Raw genomic sequence first — 20,352 nt, 5'->3', positions numbered from 1 at the left:
TGCGGTATTAATCCGGATTTCTCCGGGCTATCCCCCAGATTAAGGTAGGTTGCATACGCGTTACGCACCCGTGCGCCACTTTCTCATCCAGCAAGCTGGATGATATCGTTCGACTTGCATGTATTAGGCCTGCCGCTAGCGTTCATCCTGAGCCAGGATCAAACTCTCCATTGTAAAATGTGTTGTAAGATGCTGACCAGTTTTAACTATTGTTAAAAATAGTCTTCTTTTTTGTTATGTTGTCTGTTAGACACCACCTTTAAAATAAAGCTACGTAATCATGTACTTTGATCGGTACTYCATTACCTCGCTACGCTACATTGACATCTCTTTTAAGAACTTRTTGAYCTGGTAARCCTCGCGGCCGRTCACTTATATATCTTCGGTTTCAGTTTCAGCTGGTCTTRTTCGTCCAACCTGTGTTTCAATCCGTTTCAATCTTTTTTCTGTTACCTTYCCGACATCCGMCGTTCCGGTYTTTCCCTTTCCTTTCGGTTGGGAGTGCAAAGGTAAGGATCTTTTCCGAACTTCCAAATAAAATAAATTTTATTTTTTCAGCCTTCTTTTTTCCTATTCCCTCTTTTCAATACGCTGATGTTATTCAGCTTTCCGTCATTCCTGAACGGGCTGCAAAGATAGCAATCTTTTCCCCTTCCGCAACATTTATTTTAAATAAATCCCGCTCTCCTTATCTCTACGCCATCCTTTCATTCAAAACCCTTCCTCCGAAGCGGGATGCAAAAGTAGAAAAAATTAACACTACCGCAAAGCTTTTACGCCGATTATCTGAAGGTTTAAGCTAACTACATGGTTTTCAACAGGAAAAAGTTTCGAGGATAGCAAAACTTTTTGAGCGAAAGCGTATTTAGGGACGGGCGGGCTACTCCCCTTCAGGCTTCCAGGGTTTCCATGCGCCCAGCCTTTTAAAACTTCGCAAGACCCTGCAGAATAAACCCGATAGCAGCGGGCATCCCGATTTAAGCACCGGTTTGTGGTATATTTTGGTGTGCTTGCTTGTTTCACAGGTTTTCATCTGGATAAAGCGGATAGCGGGAACAAACCTACATAGCAGTAAGAACCTGCCTTTGCTAAAAAACAAAAACATTCTTATATAGTGTAGCATAACCTGTGTGGACTGAATAGACTTTCGAAGTTTTCCAGCAGCAATTGGCAACCATCGTATCGAAATTTCGAGCAATAATTAATACTTTTATGGCTTTATTAAACCATCCATATAAATGAAGTTGATGCTCAAACTATACTTTTCTCTGCTATTTATCGGCATAGCGGAAATCGGTTATGCGCAAAATTATAAAAATGAGCTTGTTGTTATCTCTGAGAACGATGCCTACATTGACATTACCAGCGACCGTTATTATACAAACGGTGCTTTTATTAAATATAGGCATGCCCTGAACGGGGAGAATTTAAAAGCAGGAAGAAGTAAAGAAATTATCGGTTTTGAATTTGGCCAAAAAATATACAATCCGTATTACAGCTTTGTACCAAACCCCGCCCTACACGACCGCCCTTTTACGGCATACCTTTATGGCGAGGCAAATTATAGTCGGTTTTACGCAAATAAACAGATGCTTAAGGTTTCTGCGCAGATTGGACTTACGGGAAAAGATGCTTTGGGTGAAGAGTTTCAAAAAGCATTTCATAAACTGGTTGGTCAAAATCAGATTGAAGGATGGGAATACGGTTTAAACAGCGAACCAACATTAAACTTAGGTGTAGAATACAACAAGCTTTTAATGAGCACAAACAATAAAATATTCGATATTACAGGAACAACTTCAGCCGCAGTTGGTAATGTGATTACAAAAGCAAATCTCGGTGCGATGTTCCGTTTGGGCAGATTTAATGATATGGATGGTTCATCGGCTTTTAATAGCTTGGTCAGCAATAACCATCCGAACAAACCGCAACGCAAGTACGAACTTTTCCTTTCTGTTAGTCCTCAGTTACATGCTGTTGCGTTCGACTCCAGTTTGCAGGGAGGCTTATTTTTGAATGATAAAGGGCCGATCACTTTTAAGCCTAAGCCAATTGTTTTTACCACACAGGTAGGTTTAACGTTCGCCATTGCACGCTGGACAGCCAATTATACCGCTACTTTTACTTCGAACGAAGTTAAAAACAGTGCCACTGGCTACCGTTATGCCTTTTATAGTCTTGCTTACCGTTTTAGTAAAAGCTAATGAAAAAACAACTACTCTCTTTTATTTTCGTTATTACGGGCTGCGCGTTTGCCAAGGCTCAAATTGCTCCCGAAAATCATTCGATTATTATTAAGCCCATATTTGGTACACATATAAATAATGATCAGGGGCATCTGTTTCAGGATCAGATTACGGGATTTGATGCGGCATATTTTAAAGACATCAGCCAGAACAGCGATAAATGGATTGGATTTGGTGGTGCCCAATCTTACGGGATCGGATTTGTTTTTAGAGACCTGAGCAAGCTGAAAGGTACAAAAGATACTTCGGCCAATGCTTTTGGCCAGATATATGGCTTAGTGGCACAGATGGATTTTCAGCTATTCAAAATCGGAAAAGCTAAATTTAATTTTACGCCAGGCGTTGGCTTGGGTTATACAAACAAGTATTACTTTAACAATACCAAAAACCGTTTTTTGGGAAGCCCGATTAATGAAACCATTAAAGCAGACTTAGGAATGGAGCTGCCAATGAGTAAATATGCGGATCTGTTAGTAGGTTTCGGTTTTTTACACGTATCGAATGGTGGAGCTACTGTACCCAATGGGGGTTTGAACACCGGAAATGTTTACATCGGACTTAAACTAAACAACCCGAAAACATTAACTACTGAGCGGAAAAGCACATACACCACTTTACAGCGTAATTCAATTGAGCTTAGTGCGGGTTTAGGCGCAAGGGGGGTATTTGGCGATAGAGCAAAAAGTTTATACAAAAGCGGGTTATATGCGGGTTACAATTTTTACCTAAATGATGTGATGTCACTTAAGGCCGGTGCTGATGCCGTTTATTATTTTACCGTATTTGACCCGGATAATTATGGAGCAACCTTTCAGAACTATGGCACTTCGTATAATAAATGGCGTACCGGGATCAGTATTGGTGCTGATATCAACTTGTGGCGAGTAACTGTTGCGGCACAGATTGGAAAATACGCCCACTACAATAGGTTGATGGATAAAGCGAGCTGGTATTGGACATTTGGACCTACTTTTAATATTACGCCGCACATTGGCTTACAGGCAAAAACCTATATGCACTTTGCACAGGCCGATTATGTAAACTGGGGAGTGGTATATAGATTTTAATACTGCCCTGTGCTTAGCAATACCAAAGTACAGGCTTCAACGGGTTCGATATTGTGTTGATCCAATAATTTTTCCAGCTCATAATTTTCAGTTCCTGGATTGAAAATTACCCGCTTAGGTTTTGTTGCCAGGATATAATCGTGATATTGCGCCTGTAAGGGTGGGCCAATATATAAAGTTATGGTGTCTATATCGTTGTGGATCTGATCAGGTTTTTCAATTTCAACGCCTGCAACCTCTCCTTTTTTTATGCCCACGTTAACAATTTCGTGATTGAAGCGCTTGAGCATATTGGCTGCTTTATAAGCATATCTGGATGGGTTTGGCGACGCGCCGATAATAAGTGTCTTCTTCATAAAGGTGATTCCAAAGATTTATTGATTACAGGTTAATTAAGCCATTAAAATTTAGAAAGCAAAGCGATCTGACCAGAATGGTAGGCATGGTGCTGTGCCAAACCACTTAAAAGCTCTGCATTGGTTACGCCTGTTCCCAATGCCGGGTTCCGCTCACTCTTTACTTCATCATTCCATTGGTTATTTTTTATGTTTTCGCACAAGCGGATGAGTTCTTCATTAGCAATTTTAAAATTAAAGATAATGCGCTCCCAAGCCTTAGGCGTTCTACTTTCGGGCATTGGCCAATCGCCCATTGCGGGTTCTGCAGCAGGTTTTCCACTCAGTCTTGAGGTAACTTCTTCTGTCCATGCAGTTAAATGCAGGGCAATTTCGGCAATGGAATGCGCCCCTGGAACTAAATGACTAAACGCGCTTTCAGGATTAACATTATTTAAGGTTTGCATTACATGGTTACCATGCCAGGCATCGCCATTAAATGCCTTTTTAATTTCGTTCGTAATATTAAACATACCAAAACAACAATTGGGGCAATATAAAGTTTGTTAAGATGCGTTTAATATTGCATTCGCACAGTTAATACCGTCTATTGCTGCCGATACAATTCCACCGGCATAACCTGCACCTTCTGCGCAAGGATATAAACCTTTTATCTGAGGGTGCTGGTAAGTCTCTTTATCTCTTGGAATTCTAACCGGTGATGATGTTCTACTCTCTACCCCTACTAAAATAGCTTCATTTGTATAATAATCCTTAATCTTTTTCCCAAACAAGGGTAATGCTACACGTAAACTATCCGATACGAAATCGGGTAAGATATTATCCAGCATCGAACTTTTGGTGCCGGGCAGATAGGAGTTCTTTGGTAGATCGATCGATAATTTATTGTTCACAAAATCAACCATGCGCTGGGCCGGAGCTACCAGATTTCCGCCGCCGGCCTCAAAAGCCATTTTTTCAATCTCCGATTGGAAATGCAACATTCTAAGCGGATCGTAACCCTGAACATCGTTTAGCGTAACCTGAACCACTGTTCCAGAATTGGCATAAGGATTATTCCGTTTAGATGGCGACCAACCATTTACCACGATTTCATTTTCGCCCGTAGCACAAGGCGCAATAATACCTCCAGGACACATGCAAAAAGAAAACACCCCACGGGCACCAACCTGCTCCACCAAACTGTAGTACGCGGGAGGCAAAAATTCCGATCTAATATTGCAATGGTACTGGGCTGAATCAATAATCTCCTGAGGATGCTCAATCCGTACGCCTAAAGCAAATGGTTTTGCCTCAATCAGGATATTTTTACTGTTCAACAATTCGTACACATCTCTTGCAGAGTGACCTGTTGCCAAGATGATATCATCAGCAAACAACTTTTCCTCAAAATTTATCTCAATTCCTTTTACTTTTCCGAATTCGATCAAAATATCAGTCATACGACTATCGAACATCACCTCGCCCCCAGCATTCAGGATTGTATCTTTTATGGAAGTGATAATATGCGGAAGTTTGTTGGTACCTATATGTGGACGGGCATCGATAGCAATATCAGCTTCTGCCCCATGGTTTACAAAAACCTGGAGCACTTTATTAATATCGCCCCGTTTATTGGAACGGGTATACAGTTTACCATCCGAATAGGTTCCTGCCCCACCTTCACCATAACAATAATTAGATTCAGTATTCACTAAACCCTGCTTGTTTATGGCAGCCAAATCTCTCCGCCGTTGTTTTACATCTTTACCACGTTCGATAATAATGGGCTTTAATCCATTCTCTATACACTGCAAAGCTGCAAACAAGCCCGCTGGGCCAGCCCCGATAATTATCACAGGCTTGGCATCGCTTACATTTTTATAATTAATGGTGTACACTTCGGGAGTGCCTTCCTCATCTACAAAAACTTTTACCTGAAGTCTGAATATCACTTTTCTCGAGCGGGCATCTATCGATCTTTTCAGGATTTCATAGCCTTTAATTCTTGAACCAGGTAATTTTAGGGCTTCAGCCAGTTTCTGGTTAATCACCTCTGTTTGCTCTACCTCGTGTGGGAGCAGCGTAATTTCGATGTCTTTTTGCATATCATGTCAGGTTTTTATCCCGAACCCTACAAAGATAGGCAACTATGAAGAATAATTGGTACGATTTAGCATTCTGTTGAAACCATATAAAAAAATTATTTGTACACTCAGAAAGCAAATATTTAGTTGGAAAGCAATTGCAGTATTCCATAGGCCTTTTTCTTCCCGCTCTTCCTCCTGCCCCGATAAAAAACCGGGGGCATCCGTTCGATCGGGTTTAATTAGGTTATTTCTTTTCTCCTATGTCGGTTTTCTGTGCCGCAAGCCAAAGTACCTAGCCCCGATCGGAGCGGGCATCCCGATTTAAGCACCGGTTTATGTTATATTTTGGTGTGCTGCTTGTTTCACAGGTTTTCTATCGGGATAAAGCGCAGAGCGGGACCAGCATAAAAAAAAGCGAAAAGCACTGCGCTCCAAAACAAAAAACACCAATTTAATCTCATTAAATTCAATGAGTAGCTTGTCAACCTGTCATATAATCATTGAAAGTGTAACATAGGCATGCAATTTGATATCTAATTCGTAAATTGACCATAAATCAATTTTATTAAAAAGACAAAAACCATAAAAATGAAAAGATTAATATTTGGAATTTTAGCTGCAGTTATTGCAGTGAGCACTTTAAGTTCATGCGGATATAACAGCATGGTTAAACTTGATGAAAACGTTAAATCAAAATGGGGAACCGTGCAAACCCAATATCAAAGAAGAGCAGATTTAATTCCTAACCTGGTAGCTACGGTAAAAGGGGCCGCTAAATTTGAGCAGGGTACTTTAACTGCCGTAACTGAAGCGCGTGCAAAAGCAACACAGATGACGGTTAAAGCTGATGAACTGACACCAGAAAACATCCAAAAATACCAGGCTGCTCAGGGACAATTGAGTCAGGCTTTGGGTAAATTATTATCGATTACCGAAAATTACCCTGAATTAAGGGCCACACAGCAATTCAGTGATTTATCGGCGCAGTTAGAAAGCACCGAAAATAGGATTACCGTTGCCCGTAAGGATTTTAACGATGCCGTACAACAGTATAATGGCAAAATCAGATCGTTTCCGACCAATTTAACAGCCGGCATGTTCGGCTTTAAAGCTAAAGGATATTTTGAGGCCGATGCCACCGCAAAAGATGCCCCTAAAGTAGAATTTTAATATTCTCAACACAATATATAAGGGTAGTGAATGTTTATTAACTAAGCATTTATTACCCTTTTTACTTCATACAAAATAAGCACATGTCATTATTTTCAGATATTGAACAAGAAAAAATAGCAAACGCAATCTCCGATGCAGAAAGAGCAACTTCTGGAGAAATTAGGATTGCTATTGACAAACATTGCGCAGGTGATCCATACGAGAAAGCTATCGAGTATTTTACCAAGCTGGATATGGACAAAACAGCCAAAAGAAATGGGGTACTGATTTACCTGGCACATGCCGATCATAAATTCGCCATTATTGGCGATGTAGGCATTAACCAGGTAGTACCTGAAAATTTTTGGGAAACAACCAAAATAGCGATGACGGCACACTTTGCAAAAGGCGATTTAGCTGATGGCATTATTGCAGGTGTAGCATTGGCCGGAGAAAAACTAGCTTTGTTCTTCCCCCCTCAAAAAGGCGACATTAATGAATTGCCAAATGATATCGTTTTTATGGATAACCTAGAGCACAAATAAGAGATGAAGAAAATATTCCTTTTCTCGATACTGAGTTTATTATTCACTTTCGCCTTTGCACAGGATTTTCCCGAGAAGCCCAATACCTTGGTTAATGATTACGCTAATGTGCTATCTGCCGATCAAAAGCAGCAACTGGAAACTAAATTAGTGGCTTTTAATGATTCGTCATCAACACAGATTGCTATCGCGATATTAAAATCGGTAGGCGATTATGATATTAACGAATACGCTGTAGAGCTGGGCCGAAAATGGGGAGTAGGCCAAAGTGGCAAAAACAATGGTATTATGATCGTTGTGGCCGTTGGCGATCGAAAAATCTCTATCCAAACAGGTTATGGTTTGGAAGGCGCATTGCCCGATATTTATGCCAAGCGTATTATTGATAACGACATTAAACCCAATTTTAGGGCAGGAAATTATTTTGCCGGCTTAGATGAAGGTACTACTTCGATTATAAAATATACGAAAGGCGAATATAAAAATGATAATTCTAAAACTTCTTCAAAGAAAGGTGGCGGAGGTGGCAGTATTGTGATTATTATCATTATTGTAATTGTAATCATCATTATCATGAGGAAAGGTGGCGGAGGCGGTAGCGAAGTAATTGGCGGTCGGGGTGCATCTAACGCTTTGTTCTGGGCTATGCTTTTTGGAAGCGGTGGCGGTGGTGGCCGAAGCAGCGGTGGCTGGGGAGGCGGTTCTTCTGGTGGCGGTGGATTCGGTGGTTTTGGCGGCGGAAGCTTTGGTGGTGGCGGAAGCAGCGGAAGCTGGTAGGTCATCTGGTGATGGGTTAACCGTTTAATTGTATAAATTGGTTAACTGACTATAAACTTCCGACCCCGGGCCTCCGACTACAAACAACTTTCCAACAGATTAGAACATTACAACAATAATGTACAGAAGAGATTTAATCACAGCAGATATACAGAAACTTGCACAGGTTTTAGCCCGTATTATGGGCTTAAAGTTAGAAGGCAAGTTGGCCGAGGCCAATCAACTTTTTGATGAAACGATGGAAGGGGGCTTTGAATTGCCAAAAGAGATTCTGGAAAATGAAGAGTTTTCGGTTTTTGAAAATTGGTTAACCGAGGGCAACCTCCCTCCCGAAAAACTCGACTCCCTGAGCGAATTCTTATATTATGAATTAGGTACAAGCGCCGATAGAAACCAAATTATTGCGCCAAAACTGAATTTAATCTACCAATACCTGTCAGATCGGCACAAGATCGTACATTTGGTAAATTTGCACCGTCAGAAAACGATACAACAGTACCTCAGTTAGGAGTAATTCAATTAACATAAATAAAATAATGATTATAGAAAAGTGGCAAAAGCTTGCCTCTAAATATTTAGTAAGAGAAAAGTGGGCTACCTTAAGGGTAGACGAAGTTAAACTTCCTGATGGCATTATAAAAGACGATTATTATGTTTTAGAGTATCCAAACTGGGTTAATGCGATTGCACTTACAGAAGCAGGAAAAATAATCATGGTGCGCCAATACCGCCATGCAGCCGATATTATTTCGCTTGAAGTTCCGGGTGGTGTAATTGACGGTGATGAAGCACCTGAATTTGCTGTTAGACGTGAACTTTTAGAAGAAACAGGTTACAGTTTCAAAACCTGCAAACTTATTGCCGAGCTTTATCCTAACCCTGCAACATCAAACAACAGAACCTTTACCTACTTCTTAACAGGTGGTATTAAAACGCATGAACAGCATTTAGATGAACATGAAATATTAAATGTTGAAGAATATACTATTGAGGAAATAAGGCAACTGATTGAGGAAAATAAAATAGCTCAGGCGCTGCATGTTGCTGCCTTATTATATGGCTTAGCTGAAGTAGAAAAACTTTAAATATTTTAAAAAGTCACATCAAAACAAAGGCCCGACAAAGTATCGGACCTTTATTTTTTGCATAAACTTTTGAACATAAACGAAAGATTTTATTTAAACCCTTCTATCTTTCTGTTTCTGAACTTAGTTTAGCTCATTTTTAATTTCTTTTGGATATCGTGTACGTAAGCTTTAAACTTTTTATCAGTATCAATTAAATCTTCTACTGTTTGGCAAGCATAAATTACGGTACTGTGATCGCGGCCACCGAAGAAAGCACCAATCGTTTTCAGAGATGATTTAGTATGGCTTTTAGAAAGGTACATCGAAATCTGACGTGCCTGAACAATTTCGCGTTTACGTGTTTGCGATTTAACCATATCAACGGGAACCTCGAAATATTCACAAACCAATTTCTGGATATATTCCATTGAAATTTCCTTAGAAGTATTTTTGATAAAGTTCTTCAACATTTGCTTAGCAAGCGCCAAGTCGATTTCTTTTTTATTCAAAGTAGCCTGTGCCAAAAGAGATACCATAGCACCCTCTAACTCACGCACATTGTTATCAATGTTGTGTGCCACATATTCTACCACCTCGCCCGGTAACTCAATACCATCAGCATACATTTTCTTTCTTAAAATAGCAATACGCGTTTCCAGATCAGGGATCTGTAGATCTGCAGATAAACCCCATTTAAAACGGCTTAACAAACGCTCTTCCAAACCAGCTAAATCTTTCGGTGCTTTATCAGATGTTAAAATTACCTGTTTGCCCGATTGGTGTAGGTGATTAAAGATATGGAAGAAAATATCCTGTGTTTTTTCTTTACCTGCAAAGTTGTGTACATCATCCATAATGATCACATCCATTGCCTGATAAAAGTTAACGAAATCGTTAATGGTGTTGTTTTTTAATGAATCTACAAACTGCTGGCAAAACTTCTCACAGCTTACATAGATCACCAATTTATCTGGCATGCTGCGTTTAATCTCGTTGCCGATCGCCTGCGCCAGGTGTGTTTTACCCAAACCTACTCCACCGTAAATCATTAAAGGGTTAAAAGATGTGCCACCTGGTTTAGCAGCTACAGCGTAACCTGCAGAACGCGCCAAGCGGTTGCAATCTCCCTCAATATAATTTTCGAAAGTATAGTTAGAGTTTAATTGTGGATCAACATTTAATTTTTTTAATCCAGGGATAATAAATGGGTTTTTAATATCCTTATTAATGGAAACCGGAATCGGCATCGATTGTACCTTTGCCTCCGCTCCATTTCCATTTGAGGGCATATTGGTAGTATAAGGATTACCGCTGTTTGATGATTTATCTACAACGATGTTATATTCCAACCTGCCATCCTCTCCAAGTTGTTTTTTTACAGTCTTGCGTAGCAAGCCTACATAATGTTCTTCAAGCCATTCGTAAAAGAACAAACTTGGCACCTGTATAGTTAAAACCTTACCTTCCAATTTAAGGGCTGTTATTGGCTCGAACCAGGTTTTGAAACTTTGGCTCGGAATGTTATCCTTAATAATTTGAAGACAGTTCTTCCATACTTCTGTACAAGTTTTTTCCATTGCGATTTCTATAATTTATTGGTTTACAGTGCCTATTCGAATTAAAGGGATGGTCCGTTTAGGGACTACGAATATTGAGAAAATTATCAACATTTTAAACAAAAATTTCAAATAAATCGTAACATACTGATAAGGAATATAGTAGCATACTTAACCTCAATTTTTTATGTTGATAACTATTTATTAACACTGGTTATCCACATTAACCATTATTTAACATTAATAAACCCTCTTCACTTCGAATAGCTGTTGAAAAAGCAAAATCTAAGCCATTTTAGGTACTAGTTAAGCGTTTTAGTCTTTTTTAATCTCGAATAAACTGAAAATCAAAGCTATAAGATAAGTAAATTAATATTAATTTAAGTCAATCGTTTAAATTGATTTTTTATTATTTCATTATGTTTTGTTTTTGTATGAATTTTACGACACTTTAGCCCTGTTATTTTAAGATGAATGAACGAAGTATCTGTTCATTTTATCATCGTTTCATTAAAAGCAAAATACCTTTAATTTTAATCTGGAATAAAGCAAAGGATCAGGGTGCTTAGTTTACTTAGTAAACGCCAAAAGTCCTCCTAAACACATCAGCAATTTCGCCGAGTGTAGCATACTTTTCAACGGCATCTATAATCAACGGCATCAGATTGTCTTCGCCTTTAGCCGCCTCCTGCAAGCTTTGCAATGCTTTTTCTACGGCATCGTTATCGCGGGTCGCTTTTAAATATTCCAGTTTTTCAGATTGCAGTTTGCGGATTGAATCATCAATATTTAAAACCTCCGTCAGACCTTCTTCCTCCTGGGTAAACTTATTTACACCTACCGAGATCCTTTCGCCGTTTTCGATTTCTTTTTGATATTGATAAGCTGCATCAGCAATCTCATTTTGCATATAGTTGCTTTCAATGGCATTAACCGAGCCACCCATCGCATCTATCCGGTCGATATAAGCCCAGGCAGCAGCCTCTACTTCATCGGTTAAGCTTTCTACAAAGAACGATCCAGCCAATGGATCTACGGTGTCGGTAACACCGCTCTCGAAGGCAATGATCTGTTGGGTGCGTAAAGCAATTTTTGCAGCCGATTCGGTCGGAAGTGAAAGCGCTTCATCATAGCCATTGGTATGTAAGGACTGAGTTCCGCCAAGAACGGCAGCCATAGCCTGATTGCTTACTCTGATTACATTGTTTAAAGGCTGTTGCGCCGTTAAAGTTGAGCCTCCGGTTTGGGTATGAAATCTTAACATCTGCGCTTTTTCATCTGCAGCACCCAAATCTTTGGTAATTTTCGCCCACATCCGCCTTGCGGCCCTAAATTTCGCTATTTCTTCAAAGAAATTATTATGGCAATTGAAGAAGAACGATAACCGCTTCGCAAATACATTAATATCTAAGCCTTTATCTAAAGCGGCTTTTAGATAGGCTTTACCGTTGGCCAATGTAAAAGCAAGTTCTTGTACAGCGGTTGATCCAGCTTCACGAATATGGTAGCCAGATATAGAAATGGTATTCCACTTCGGCACTTCGTAGCTACAGAACTCAAAAATATCGGTAATTAAACGCATGGATTGCTTTGGCGGATAGATATATGTGCCTCTTGCAGCATATTCTTTTAAGATATCATTCTGTATTGTTCCCGAAATCTGTTTTAAATCTGCACCTTGTTTTTTTGCCAGCGCAATATACATGGCCAATAAAATTGAAGCCGTTGCATTGATCGTCATCGAAGTAGTAATGTCTTTCAGCTCAATACCATCAAATAAAACTTCAATATCCTTTAACGAATCGATAGCCACGCCCACCTTGCCCACCTCTCCATCGGCCATTTCATGATCAGAGTCATAACCAATCTGCGTTGGAAGATCAAAAGCAACAGATAAACCCGTTGTTCCCTGAGCCAATAAATAATGATAACGCTTGTTTGATTCTTCAGCAGTTGAAAAACCTGCATACTGCCTCATCGTCCACAAGCGACCGCGGTACATATCCTTCTGGATTCCCCTGGTAAAAGGAAATTCTCCTGGCAACTCTTCCATTGGCCTCGCTTCGGTATACAGTGCTTTTATTTCAATACCTGAGGCGGTGGTGTGCTTTTTCTCGCTCATAATTGGTTAGTTCAATGGTCATTGGTTCGTTAGTACAGCAAAGTTGGTTAACTGTTGAAACTGGTTAATTGGTTAACAGCCTAACTAAAAATTATTATTCGATTCCAAGGATTTACAGCTAGCCGATTTAAACAATTAACCAGTTAACCTCATCAAAAAAGTTGGTGAATATCCTTTTTGATCAGTTCAATGGTTAAATCGTAGGGATTTTCATCTATACCGGCCATGTGCTGTAAAATTGCTTTACTCAATTCAATTCCGTTTGCATCGGCAGGCAAACCTTGTACTGCATTGTTAATCATGGCAATGGTATCGTCTTTTAATTTACGAACCACATTCCAGGTTACACTATCTACATACAGCTGCTGCGTAATATTATGTTGGTACTCCGAACGGATTTCATTTAAAACACCAGCTTGCAGCGTAGCAATGGCAATTCCCTGTTGGTGCAGGCGCACAAGCAAATTTGCGGGGTTAATACGATCGATAAATATGATTAAACGCTCGTGCGCCTGTAAGCGCAAAGGCAAAATGTGTGCCCGGCTTTCTTTGTTCAGCTCGATGGTTTTTAAGTTAAAAAAACGCTGGATATCGCTCTTTAAAATATAATAAACAGCCATTAACGCAATGAAAATGCCTGCAAATAAGATCACTATATCAACTAAAATTTGTTGGGTATTCATAAGTATTGTTTAATTACGGTAATATTAACAGACCGTTAAAAGCAAAAATGTGCATTATTATTTATATTTGTAACAGATAAAATTTAAATAACATGAGCACAACAGTTGATACAGCATTTGCACCAGTTACTTTTTCTGAAGGAGCAGCTAAAGAGTTATATAAATTAAAGGATCAGCAGGAGATCAGCGAAGATTATGGATTACGTGTTGGCGTAGAAGGTGGCGGCTGTGCCGGCATGAATTACGTTTTAGGTTTTGATCAGAAAAAAGATGGCGATCAGGAATTTTTTATAGATGGCATTAAAGTTTTTATGAACAAAGCGCACCAGATGTACTTAATGGGCATGATGATCGATTGGCAGGATGGATTAAATTCACGTGGTTTTACTTTCGTTAACCCTAATGCAACCAGCACATGTGGCTGTGGTACGAGTTTCTCGGCATAAATAAAATATTATTGTAACATATAGTGCAGTCCCCTTGTCTAAACATCGGGACTTTTTTTATTTTTACCCATAGAGGTTGAAGGTAAAAGGTATAGGGTATAAGGTTTATCCCATTTTAATACTTGATACTCAATACTTGATCCGATACTTGATACTTACTATAAATGAATTACAGAGAAAACATCAGACTGGCATTAGAATCTATTAAAGCGAACCGCTTGCGTACTATGCTTACCGCCTTAATTATTGCCATTGGATTAATGGCTTTGGTTGGGATTTTAACCACTCTTGATGCTGTAAAGAAAAGTATGACCGATGCTTTCAGTAGTATGGGAGCCAACTCTTTTACCATCAGAAACCGCGGTACAGGAATTAGAATTGGGAATGGCAAACGCCCAAAACCTTTTAAAGCCATCCGCTACGAAGATGCTGTCAAATTTAAAGATAGTCTGAATACGCCTGCAACTGTTGCCGTAAGTGTTTTTGCCAGCGGTGGTTCTACCATAAAATACGGGAGTTTAAAAACCAATCCAAATATTAATGTTCAGGGTATAGACGAAAACGGTTTAGCTTCACAAGGTCTAAATTTATCACAGGGAAGAAATTTTAGTGTTTCTGAAATACAGCTCGGAAGCAATGTTTGTATTGTTGGCGGCGAAGTAGTTGAAAAATTATTTAAAGACTCCGATCCGTTAGACAAACTGATCAACGTAGGTAATAACCGTTTTAAAATTGTTGGCATATTAGAGAAAAAAGGATCGAGTATGGGCTTTAGCGGAGATAGGGCTGTTTATGTACCTTTGCTTAAGGCCAAACAGATTAACGCCAATGCAAATCCATCTTATACCATAACGGTAATGGTACCCAGCAATGAGATGCAGGAAAACATTATTGGCGAATCTACTGCGCTATTCAGAAATATCCGCAAGGTTAAGGTGAACGAAACCAATAATTTCGAGATTACCAAGAGTGATGCTATCGCTCAAACTTTATTCGAAAATCTGGCCTTTGTGGCTATTGGTGGTGTTGCTATTGGAGTTATTACCTTAATTGGAGCCTCCATCGGCTTAATGAATATCATGCTGGTTTCAGTTACTGAACGTACACGCGAAATTGGTATCCGTAAAGCCATTGGCGCAAACCCTAAGGTAATTCGCCGCCAGTTTTTAATCGAGGCCGTAGTAATCTGCTTAATGGGTGGTGCTTTAGGTATTTTTCTGGGAATAGTTTTAGGAAACCTGATCTCCCTGGCAATGGGTGGTGCATTCTTAATCCCTTGGCTGTTTATTATTGGTGGTTTTGTATTATGTGTATTTGTGGGAATTCTATCTGGATATTATCCTGCAAAAAAAGCATCAAAACTAGATCCTGTGGAGGCCTTGAGGTACGAGTAACCCCCAGCCCCTAAAGGGGAGTTAAAGGCAGGGAGTATACAGCAACGGTAAATCTATATTTTACCTTTCGTTTAATTCTGTCTAAAGTTATTTAACTAACAAAATTAAAGAACGTTTTTTTAAAAAGATTGCTATTACAGTCAGTAAGGTAAAGTCCCCTTTAGGGGATTGGGCTTAAAGCAATGCGTTATTCAATTGAGATTGGGTAAGCAGTTGTTGCATAAAAGGCGTACTAAGGCTGTCTTCGAGCGCTGCGGCATGTTTTAAATGGTGCATATCACTGCCTACAAAATCGACCATATGATTTTCGACCATTTCTCCTGCTACTTTTTTTGCGCCAGCGCCATAATAACCTGTTAAAGCAATGCCGTTCATTTGCAACAGGCAGCCGGTTTCTCTGATCTGATGATAGCTTTCGAAAGAATTGTAGTAGTAAGGGTAACGCTCAGGATGCGCCAATACAGGCTTATACCCAGCATCCTGCATCATCTTTATAAAATCGATCAGGTTCTGAGGGGCATTTATATAAGATAATTCAAACAAAAGATAATTATTACCAAAAGTTAAAACCTCTTTCTGTCTGATTTTTTTCTCTAAGGTTTCGTCCAGATAATATTCTGCAGCAGCATCAACTTCCAGATCCAGTTCGATTTCTTGCAATCCTTTTCTCAATATATCCAGGCCACGGTTAATGGTATCGGGCGTATTTCGAAAATAATCGGCCATGATGTGCGGCGTGGCAATCAGCTTCTTATAACCCAAAGCTTTAAATTTTTTGGCCAAAAGGAAAGAATCTTTAAGTGTTTGTGCACCATCATCAATCCCCGGAATAATGTGCGAGTGCATATCTGTGCCGATACCAGAGAAATTAAATTCGGGTGCTATTTTTTTCTTTTTAAATAATCCGAACATAATGATATATCATAGCTTTAACTTATCTCTTTTGGCAAATTGCTTGCCTCTGCTGCCCCAGCTAATTTAGAGGAATAGATTTTATCGAGCAAATTATTTAAGTCTTCACTTAAATCAAACTGCAGGTCTTCGTGCAGTTTTTTGAATTTATTTATGGTTACCGCGACAGTTTTTAAGTAAAATATACTGAAAAGCATCATAAAATCGCGATAACCAAAAATTGATTTCTTATAATCAAAAGGGATGGCATTGAGGATAAATAGTTTCAATTCTACCTCACCAACCGGATCTTTAGTCACTTTATAAAAATGATTAACCGAGGTGATCATCTTCCGAACCTTTACCAATGCCTCTTTGGCATTTAGTTTTTTCAGTTCCAGAATCTGTTCTTCCACATCAGCTTTAATCCTCTCCTTCCGATCTTCCAAATCGGTTTCATCTTCTAATAATTTATAATGAAGATGCTCTGTAAGCACTTTATCTTTGGCCACCAAACGCAGCAATAGCTTGTCTTTTTCTTTAACAGGCAATTCTGTAATGGCAGTTTTTAGATCCTTGTGCTCCGACAACTTCATTTAAAAAGGGTTAGCCTTGATGTATTTTTCCCACTCCCACGCAGAGCGCATCATCTCATTGATATCAAGATTCGCTTTCCAGCCCAGTTCTTTATTCGATTTTTGAACGTCGCCATAAATCTGAACAATATCACCTGCCCTTCTTGGACCGATTTTATACTCAAGTTTCTCTCCGTTCACTTTTTCGAAAGCTGCAATAATTTCTAAAACTGAAGAGCCTTTACCGGTACCGATATTGAAAACATCGTAATTACCGTTAGGATTTCCTTCTTCCAGTTTTTTAATCGCTGCAACATGTGCCTTTGCCAGATCAACCACATGGATATAATCGCGGATGGCAGAACCATCAGGAGTATTGTAATCGTCGCCATAAACCGTAATCTGCCCACGTTTGCCAATAGCCGATTGGGTAATGAAAGGGACAAGATTGGCAGGAACACCATTTGGCAATTCGCCAATTAAAGCGGTTTCGTGCGCGCCAACAGGATTGAAATAACGCAAAGCGATAACATTCAGGTTAGGAGTTACTGCAGCAGTTTCTGCCAATATTTCTTCAGCAATCTGTTTGGTATTCCCGTATGGAGATTCGGCTTTCTGTACTGGTGCGGCTTCGGTTACCGGTAAAGTTTCTGGCTGACCATAAACGGTACAAGATGAAGAAAACACAAAATTTATCTTCCTGTTAAACGAAGTTAAAAGGTTAATTAAACCGTAAAAATTGTTTTTATAATACTTTAAGGGTTGTTCTACCGATTCACCAACAGCTTTTGATGCTGCAAAATGGATAATTCCATCAATATCGGTATGGTTTTCTGCAAATTCCTGAACTGCTCTATCATCCTGTAGATCAATTTCATGAAAATCGAACCATTTGCCAGTGATGGCATGAAGCTGGGTTAAAATTTTGATGTTAGAGTTAGAAAGGTTATCTACAATTACGACTTCGTATCCTGCGTTATGTAACTCTACTGCTGTGTGCGAACCTATATATCCTGTTCCACCAGTAACTAATATTTTTGCCATTTTAACGGTTAAATGTGGTAAAATCTTTATGATCTATCTTCTCCAAAGCCTCTGCAGGCAATGATTTAAAATATTCGTATGTAATCTTCAATCCTTCAGCACGGCCTACCTTTGGCTCCCATCCCAATATCTCTCTGGCTTTGGTAATATCAGGTCTGCGCTGTTTAGGATCATCCTGTGGAAGTTCTTTATAAACAATTTTCTGCGTGGTACCTGTAAGCTTGATAATTTCCTCACAAAACTGTTTGATAGTGATTTCATCCGGATTACCAATGTTTACCGGCTGTGCATAATCGCTCATCAATAAACGGTAAATTCCTTCAATCAGGTCATCGACATAACAGAAAGAACGTGTCTGACTTCCGTCGCCAAAGATAGTTAAATCTTCGCCTCTTAAAGCCTGTCCGATAAAAGCAGGTAAAACACGGCCATCATTAAGGCGCATTCTAGGCCCATAAGTATTGAAAATCCTCACAATCCTCGTTTCTAAACCATGAAAAGTATGGTAGGCCATGGTGATAGCTTCCTGAAAACGTTTGGCCTCATCGTAAACCCCACGCGGACCAACCGGATTTACATTGCCCCAATATTCCTCTGGCTGAGGATTTACATTTGGATCGCCATATACTTCAGAAGTTGAGGCAATCAGCATCCTTGCATTTTTATTACGAGCCAAACCCAAAAGGTTATGCGTACCCAACGAACCTACTTTAAGTGTCTGGATTGGGATTTTAAGATAATCGATCGGACTTGCAGGTGAAGCAAAGTGTAAAATGTAATGAAGCTTACCAGGAATATGAACAAATTTAGAAACATCGTGGTTATAAAACTCGAAATTCTCCAGTTTGAACAGATGTTCGATATTTGCCATATCGCCTGTAATCAGGTTATCCATTCCGATAACGTGATAACCCTCTTTCACAAAACGATCACAAAGGTGCGAACCTAAAAATCCCGCTGCACCTGTAATCAATATTCTCTTCTGACCCATTTTAATCTATTACTTTTCTACCTATGCTGTTATAATAATAGCCAAGATCGATCATTTTTTGCAAATCGTACAAATTTCGACCGTCGAAAACCACTTTATTTTTCAAAATGTTGTCTATTTTCTCAAAATCAGGGTTACGGAAAACCGACCATTCTGTTGCAATCAACAGGGCGTCAGCATCTTCTAAAGCTTCGTATTGGTTTTTAGCATAATTTACCTGATCGCCGATAACGTTTTTAACATTTGTCATCGCCTCTGGATCGAAAACGGTAACTGTAGCGCCGTTCTTAACCAGCGCATCGATAATATATAAGGCAGGTGCCTCTCGGATATCGTCGGTTTCTGGTTTAAAGGCCAGCCCCCAAAGTGCAAAATGTTTAGCCTTAATATCGCCTTTGTAATATTTAAGCACTTTGTCAACCAGGATTGTTTTTTGTCTTTCATTAACCTCCATTACCGATTTCAAGATCTGAAAATCGTAGGCATAATCATCAGATGATTTTACCAGTGCCTGAACATCTTTCGGGAAACATGAACCGCCGTAACCTACCCCTGGAAAAAGAAAACGTTTACCGATACGGTCATCAGAGCCTATGCCCCTTCTTACCGAATCAACATCAGCACCTACGAGTTCGCAAAGGTTTGCGATTTCGTTCATGAAGGTAATTTTGGTGGCGAGGAAAGAGTTTGCCGCATATTTAGTCAATTCAGAAGAACGTTCATCCATAAAAAGAATTGGGTTACCCTGACGTACATAAGGACCATATAGTTCAGTCATCAGCTTTTTCGCCCTTTCGCTTTTAGTTCCTAAAACCACGCGATCAGGTTTCATAAAATCGTCAACCGCTACACCCTCTCTTAAAAACTCAGGATTGGATACCACATCTACTTCAATCGAAGTATTTTCGGCAAAAACAGCCTTTACCTTATCAGCCGTTCCAACCGGAACCGTTGATTTATTTACGATGACCTTATATTCGGTAATCAGTTTTGAAATATCCTTTGCAGCACCCAGAATATAAGAAAGATCGGCAGCGCCATCTCCACCTGGAGGCGTTGGCAGAGCCATAAAAATAATCTGCGCATCTTTTACAGCATCTGCAAGATTTGTCGTAAAAGTTAACCTTTCCTGTTCTATATTTCTATGGAACAAAAGATCTAAACCAGGCTCATAAATTGGCACTTCACCAGCCTGCATCTGCTTTACTTTCGCTTCATTAATGTCAACACATATTACATCATTTCCTGTTTCGGCTAAACAGGTTCCGGTAACTAAACCTACGTATCCGGTACCAATAACGGCTATCTTCATCTGTTAATTTTGTTTTTAGCTTCTTGGAGCGATCGTGACCCGTCTATTTATTACGCTGA

The 20,352-nt window shown here is 39.6% G+C and carries 20 protein-coding genes and 1 rRNA gene; 9 read left to right on the top strand and 12 right to left on the bottom strand.

What is annotated here, in order from left to right:
* A 16S ribosomal RNA gene (locus EYS08_RS21825) occupies positions 1-174 on the bottom strand; the annotation flags it as partial.
* A gap of 1,073 nt (positions 175-1,247) precedes the next feature.
* On the opposite strand from EYS08_RS21825, the gene EYS08_RS21820 reads away from it, so the two are divergent.
* Together EYS08_RS21820 and EYS08_RS21815 are read left to right on the top strand one after the other, a co-directional pair.
* Positions 1,248-2,204, top strand: a complete 957-nt coding sequence (locus EYS08_RS21820) for a lipid A deacylase LpxR family protein (RefSeq protein ID WP_165456537.1) — start codon at positions 1,248-1,250, stop codon at positions 2,202-2,204.
* Complete coding sequence (locus EYS08_RS21815; protein WP_131032091.1) at positions 2,204-3,313, top strand: acyloxyacyl hydrolase; 1,110 nt, start codon at positions 2,204-2,206, stop codon at positions 3,311-3,313. The genes EYS08_RS21820 and EYS08_RS21815 overlap by 1 nt, the downstream gene beginning before the upstream one ends.
* Here the strand turns inward: EYS08_RS21815 and EYS08_RS21810 are convergent.
* Genes EYS08_RS21810 through EYS08_RS21800 form a run of 3 tightly spaced genes read right to left on the bottom strand, consistent with a single transcriptional unit; the run spans position 3,310 to position 5,756 of the window.
* Complete coding sequence (locus EYS08_RS21810) at positions 3,310-3,669, bottom strand: CoA-binding protein (protein ID WP_131032090.1); 360 nt, start codon at positions 3,667-3,669, stop codon at positions 3,310-3,312. The genes EYS08_RS21815 and EYS08_RS21810 overlap by 4 nt on opposite strands.
* 44 nt (positions 3,670-3,713) lie before the next feature.
* Positions 3,714-4,181, bottom strand: a complete 468-nt coding sequence (locus EYS08_RS21805) for a DinB family protein (protein WP_131032089.1) — start codon at positions 4,179-4,181, stop codon at positions 3,714-3,716.
* A gap of 33 nt (positions 4,182-4,214) precedes the next feature.
* A complete protein-coding gene (locus EYS08_RS21800; protein ID WP_131032088.1) occupies positions 4,215-5,756 on the bottom strand; it encodes an NAD(P)/FAD-dependent oxidoreductase in 1,542 nt (513 codons plus the stop codon).
* A 570-nt stretch (positions 5,757-6,326) separates the two neighbouring features.
* On the opposite strand from EYS08_RS21800, the gene EYS08_RS21795 reads away from it, so the two are divergent.
* The 5 genes from EYS08_RS21795 to EYS08_RS21775 all read left to right on the top strand — a co-directional run bounded on the left by EYS08_RS21795 (position 6,327) and on the right by EYS08_RS21775 (position 9,297).
* Positions 6,327-6,908 carry a LemA family protein gene (locus EYS08_RS21795; protein ID WP_131032087.1) on the top strand — a complete coding sequence of 194 codons (582 nt, stop codon included), beginning with the start codon at positions 6,327-6,329 and terminating at the stop codon, positions 6,906-6,908.
* A gap of 83 nt (positions 6,909-6,991) precedes the next feature.
* Positions 6,992-7,435 carry a TPM domain-containing protein gene (locus EYS08_RS21790; protein ID WP_131032086.1) on the top strand — a complete coding sequence of 148 codons (444 nt, stop codon included), beginning with the start codon at positions 6,992-6,994 and terminating at the stop codon, positions 7,433-7,435.
* Between the two features lie 3 nt (positions 7,436-7,438).
* The gene (locus EYS08_RS21785) at positions 7,439-8,212 is read left to right on the top strand and encodes a TPM domain-containing protein (RefSeq protein WP_131032085.1); all 774 of its coding nucleotides are present in this window, start codon (positions 7,439-7,441) and stop codon (positions 8,210-8,212) included.
* A 118-nt stretch (positions 8,213-8,330) separates the two neighbouring features.
* Positions 8,331-8,720 (top strand): hypothetical protein, encoded by a 390-nt coding sequence (locus EYS08_RS21780; RefSeq protein WP_131032084.1) that lies wholly within the window; start codon positions 8,331-8,333, stop codon positions 8,718-8,720.
* 28 nt (positions 8,721-8,748) lie between these two features.
* On the top strand, positions 8,749-9,297 hold the full coding sequence (locus EYS08_RS21775; protein WP_208745928.1) for an NUDIX hydrolase: 549 nt from the start codon (positions 8,749-8,751) through the stop codon (positions 9,295-9,297).
* A gap of 128 nt (positions 9,298-9,425) precedes the next feature.
* On the opposite strand, the gene dnaA is transcribed toward EYS08_RS21775, so the two are convergent.
* The 3 genes from dnaA to EYS08_RS21760 form a co-directional block, all read right to left on the bottom strand.
* A complete protein-coding gene (gene dnaA / locus EYS08_RS21770; protein WP_029275646.1) occupies positions 9,426-10,856 on the bottom strand; it encodes a chromosomal replication initiator protein DnaA in 1,431 nt (476 codons plus the stop codon).
* 553 nt (positions 10,857-11,409) lie between these two features.
* Entirely contained in the window at positions 11,410-12,957 is a 1,548-nt protein-coding gene (locus EYS08_RS21765; protein ID WP_131032083.1) for an acyl-CoA mutase large subunit family protein, read from the bottom strand.
* Positions 12,958-13,109: 152 nt separating this feature from the next.
* Positions 13,110-13,640: a DUF7935 family protein gene (locus tag EYS08_RS21760; protein ID WP_131032082.1), complete on the bottom strand. Its 531-nt coding sequence runs from the start codon at positions 13,638-13,640 to the stop codon at positions 13,110-13,112.
* Positions 13,641-13,732: 92 nt separating this feature from the next.
* On the opposite strand from EYS08_RS21760, the gene EYS08_RS21755 reads away from it, so the two are divergent.
* Both EYS08_RS21755 and EYS08_RS21750 read left to right on the top strand, forming a co-directional pair.
* Entirely contained in the window at positions 13,733-14,086 is a 354-nt protein-coding gene (locus EYS08_RS21755) for a HesB/IscA family protein (protein WP_057931114.1), read from the top strand.
* 164 nt (positions 14,087-14,250) lie between these two features.
* Positions 14,251-15,480: an ABC transporter permease gene (locus EYS08_RS21750; protein WP_131032081.1), complete on the top strand. Its 1,230-nt coding sequence runs from the start codon at positions 14,251-14,253 to the stop codon at positions 15,478-15,480.
* A gap of 174 nt (positions 15,481-15,654) precedes the next feature.
* Here EYS08_RS21750 and EYS08_RS21745 read toward each other — a convergent pair whose 3' ends face one another.
* From EYS08_RS21745 to EYS08_RS21725, 5 genes are read right to left on the bottom strand one after another with little or no spacing between them, the layout of a single operon-like run.
* Positions 15,655-16,392 carry a tyrosine-protein phosphatase gene (locus tag EYS08_RS21745; RefSeq protein WP_131032080.1) on the bottom strand — a complete coding sequence of 246 codons (738 nt, stop codon included), beginning with the start codon at positions 16,390-16,392 and terminating at the stop codon, positions 15,655-15,657.
* Positions 16,393-16,409: 17 nt separating this feature from the next.
* Entirely contained in the window at positions 16,410-16,967 is a 558-nt protein-coding gene (locus tag EYS08_RS21740; protein ID WP_131032079.1) for a hypothetical protein, read from the bottom strand.
* Positions 16,968-17,990 carry a UDP-glucose 4-epimerase GalE gene (galE, locus tag EYS08_RS21735; protein WP_131032078.1) on the bottom strand — a complete coding sequence of 341 codons (1,023 nt, stop codon included), beginning with the start codon at positions 17,988-17,990 and terminating at the stop codon, positions 16,968-16,970. It lies immediately after the preceding gene.
* A gap of 1 nt (position 17,991) precedes the next feature.
* On the bottom strand, positions 17,992-18,981 hold the full coding sequence (locus EYS08_RS21730) for a UDP-glucuronic acid decarboxylase family protein (RefSeq protein ID WP_131032077.1): 990 nt from the start codon (positions 18,979-18,981) through the stop codon (positions 17,992-17,994).
* Position 18,982: 1 nt separating this feature from the next.
* The gene (locus EYS08_RS21725) at positions 18,983-20,293 is read right to left on the bottom strand and encodes a UDP-glucose dehydrogenase family protein (RefSeq protein ID WP_131032076.1); all 1,311 of its coding nucleotides are present in this window, start codon (positions 20,291-20,293) and stop codon (positions 18,983-18,985) included.
* Positions 20,294-20,352 lie beyond the last annotated feature (59 nt).

It is taken from the genome of Pedobacter kyonggii (genome assembly GCF_004310665.1).
In the GTDB taxonomy this organism is placed as follows: domain Bacteria; phylum Bacteroidota; class Bacteroidia; order Sphingobacteriales; family Sphingobacteriaceae; genus Pedobacter; species Pedobacter kyonggii.
Note: the sequence above shows the minus strand (reverse complement) of the source record. Positions and strands in the feature narration are given on the sequence as shown.

Bases quoted from the DNA above. Each gene is read 5' to 3' on its own strand.
- EYS08_RS21820 (WP_165456537.1), top strand. From the start codon at position 1,248: ATGCTCAAACTATACTTTTCTCTGCTATTTATCGGCATAGCGGAAATC.
- EYS08_RS21785 (WP_131032085.1), top strand. From the start codon at position 7,439: ATGAAGAAAATATTCCTTTTCTCGATACTGAGTTTATTATTCACTTTC.
- EYS08_RS21810 (WP_131032090.1), bottom strand. From the start codon at position 3,669: ATGAAGAAGACACTTATTATCGGCGCGTCGCCAAACCCATCCAGATAT.
- EYS08_RS21805 (WP_131032089.1), bottom strand. From the start codon at position 4,181: ATGTTTAATATTACGAACGAAATTAAAAAGGCATTTAATGGCGATGCC.
- EYS08_RS21730 (WP_131032077.1), bottom strand. From the start codon at position 18,981: ATGGGTCAGAAGAGAATATTGATTACAGGTGCAGCGGGATTTTTAGGT.
- EYS08_RS21795 (WP_131032087.1), top strand. From the start codon at position 6,327: ATGAAAAGATTAATATTTGGAATTTTAGCTGCAGTTATTGCAGTGAGC.
- EYS08_RS21745 (WP_131032080.1), bottom strand. From the start codon at position 16,392: ATGTTCGGATTATTTAAAAAGAAAAAAATAGCACCCGAATTTAATTTC.
- EYS08_RS21800 (WP_131032088.1), bottom strand. From the start codon at position 5,756: ATGCAAAAAGACATCGAAATTACGCTGCTCCCACACGAGGTAGAGCAA.
- EYS08_RS21750 (WP_131032081.1), top strand. From the start codon at position 14,251: ATGAATTACAGAGAAAACATCAGACTGGCATTAGAATCTATTAAAGCG.
- dnaA (WP_029275646.1), bottom strand. From the start codon at position 10,856: ATGGAAAAAACTTGTACAGAAGTATGGAAGAACTGTCTTCAAATTATT.
- EYS08_RS21740 (WP_131032079.1), bottom strand. From the start codon at position 16,967: ATGAAGTTGTCGGAGCACAAGGATCTAAAAACTGCCATTACAGAATTG.
- EYS08_RS21725 (WP_131032076.1), bottom strand. From the start codon at position 20,293: ATGAAGATAGCCGTTATTGGTACCGGATACGTAGGTTTAGTTACCGGA.
- EYS08_RS21775 (WP_208745928.1), top strand. From the start codon at position 8,749: ATGATTATAGAAAAGTGGCAAAAGCTTGCCTCTAAATATTTAGTAAGA.
- EYS08_RS21790 (WP_131032086.1), top strand. From the start codon at position 6,992: ATGTCATTATTTTCAGATATTGAACAAGAAAAAATAGCAAACGCAATC.
- EYS08_RS21780 (WP_131032084.1), top strand. From the start codon at position 8,331: ATGTACAGAAGAGATTTAATCACAGCAGATATACAGAAACTTGCACAG.
- galE (WP_131032078.1), bottom strand. From the start codon at position 17,990: ATGGCAAAAATATTAGTTACTGGTGGAACAGGATATATAGGTTCGCAC.
- EYS08_RS21760 (WP_131032082.1), bottom strand. From the start codon at position 13,640: ATGAATACCCAACAAATTTTAGTTGATATAGTGATCTTATTTGCAGGC.
- EYS08_RS21755 (WP_057931114.1), top strand. From the start codon at position 13,733: ATGAGCACAACAGTTGATACAGCATTTGCACCAGTTACTTTTTCTGAA.
- EYS08_RS21815 (WP_131032091.1), top strand. From the start codon at position 2,204: ATGAAAAAACAACTACTCTCTTTTATTTTCGTTATTACGGGCTGCGCG.
- EYS08_RS21765 (WP_131032083.1), bottom strand. From the start codon at position 12,957: ATGAGCGAGAAAAAGCACACCACCGCCTCAGGTATTGAAATAAAAGCA.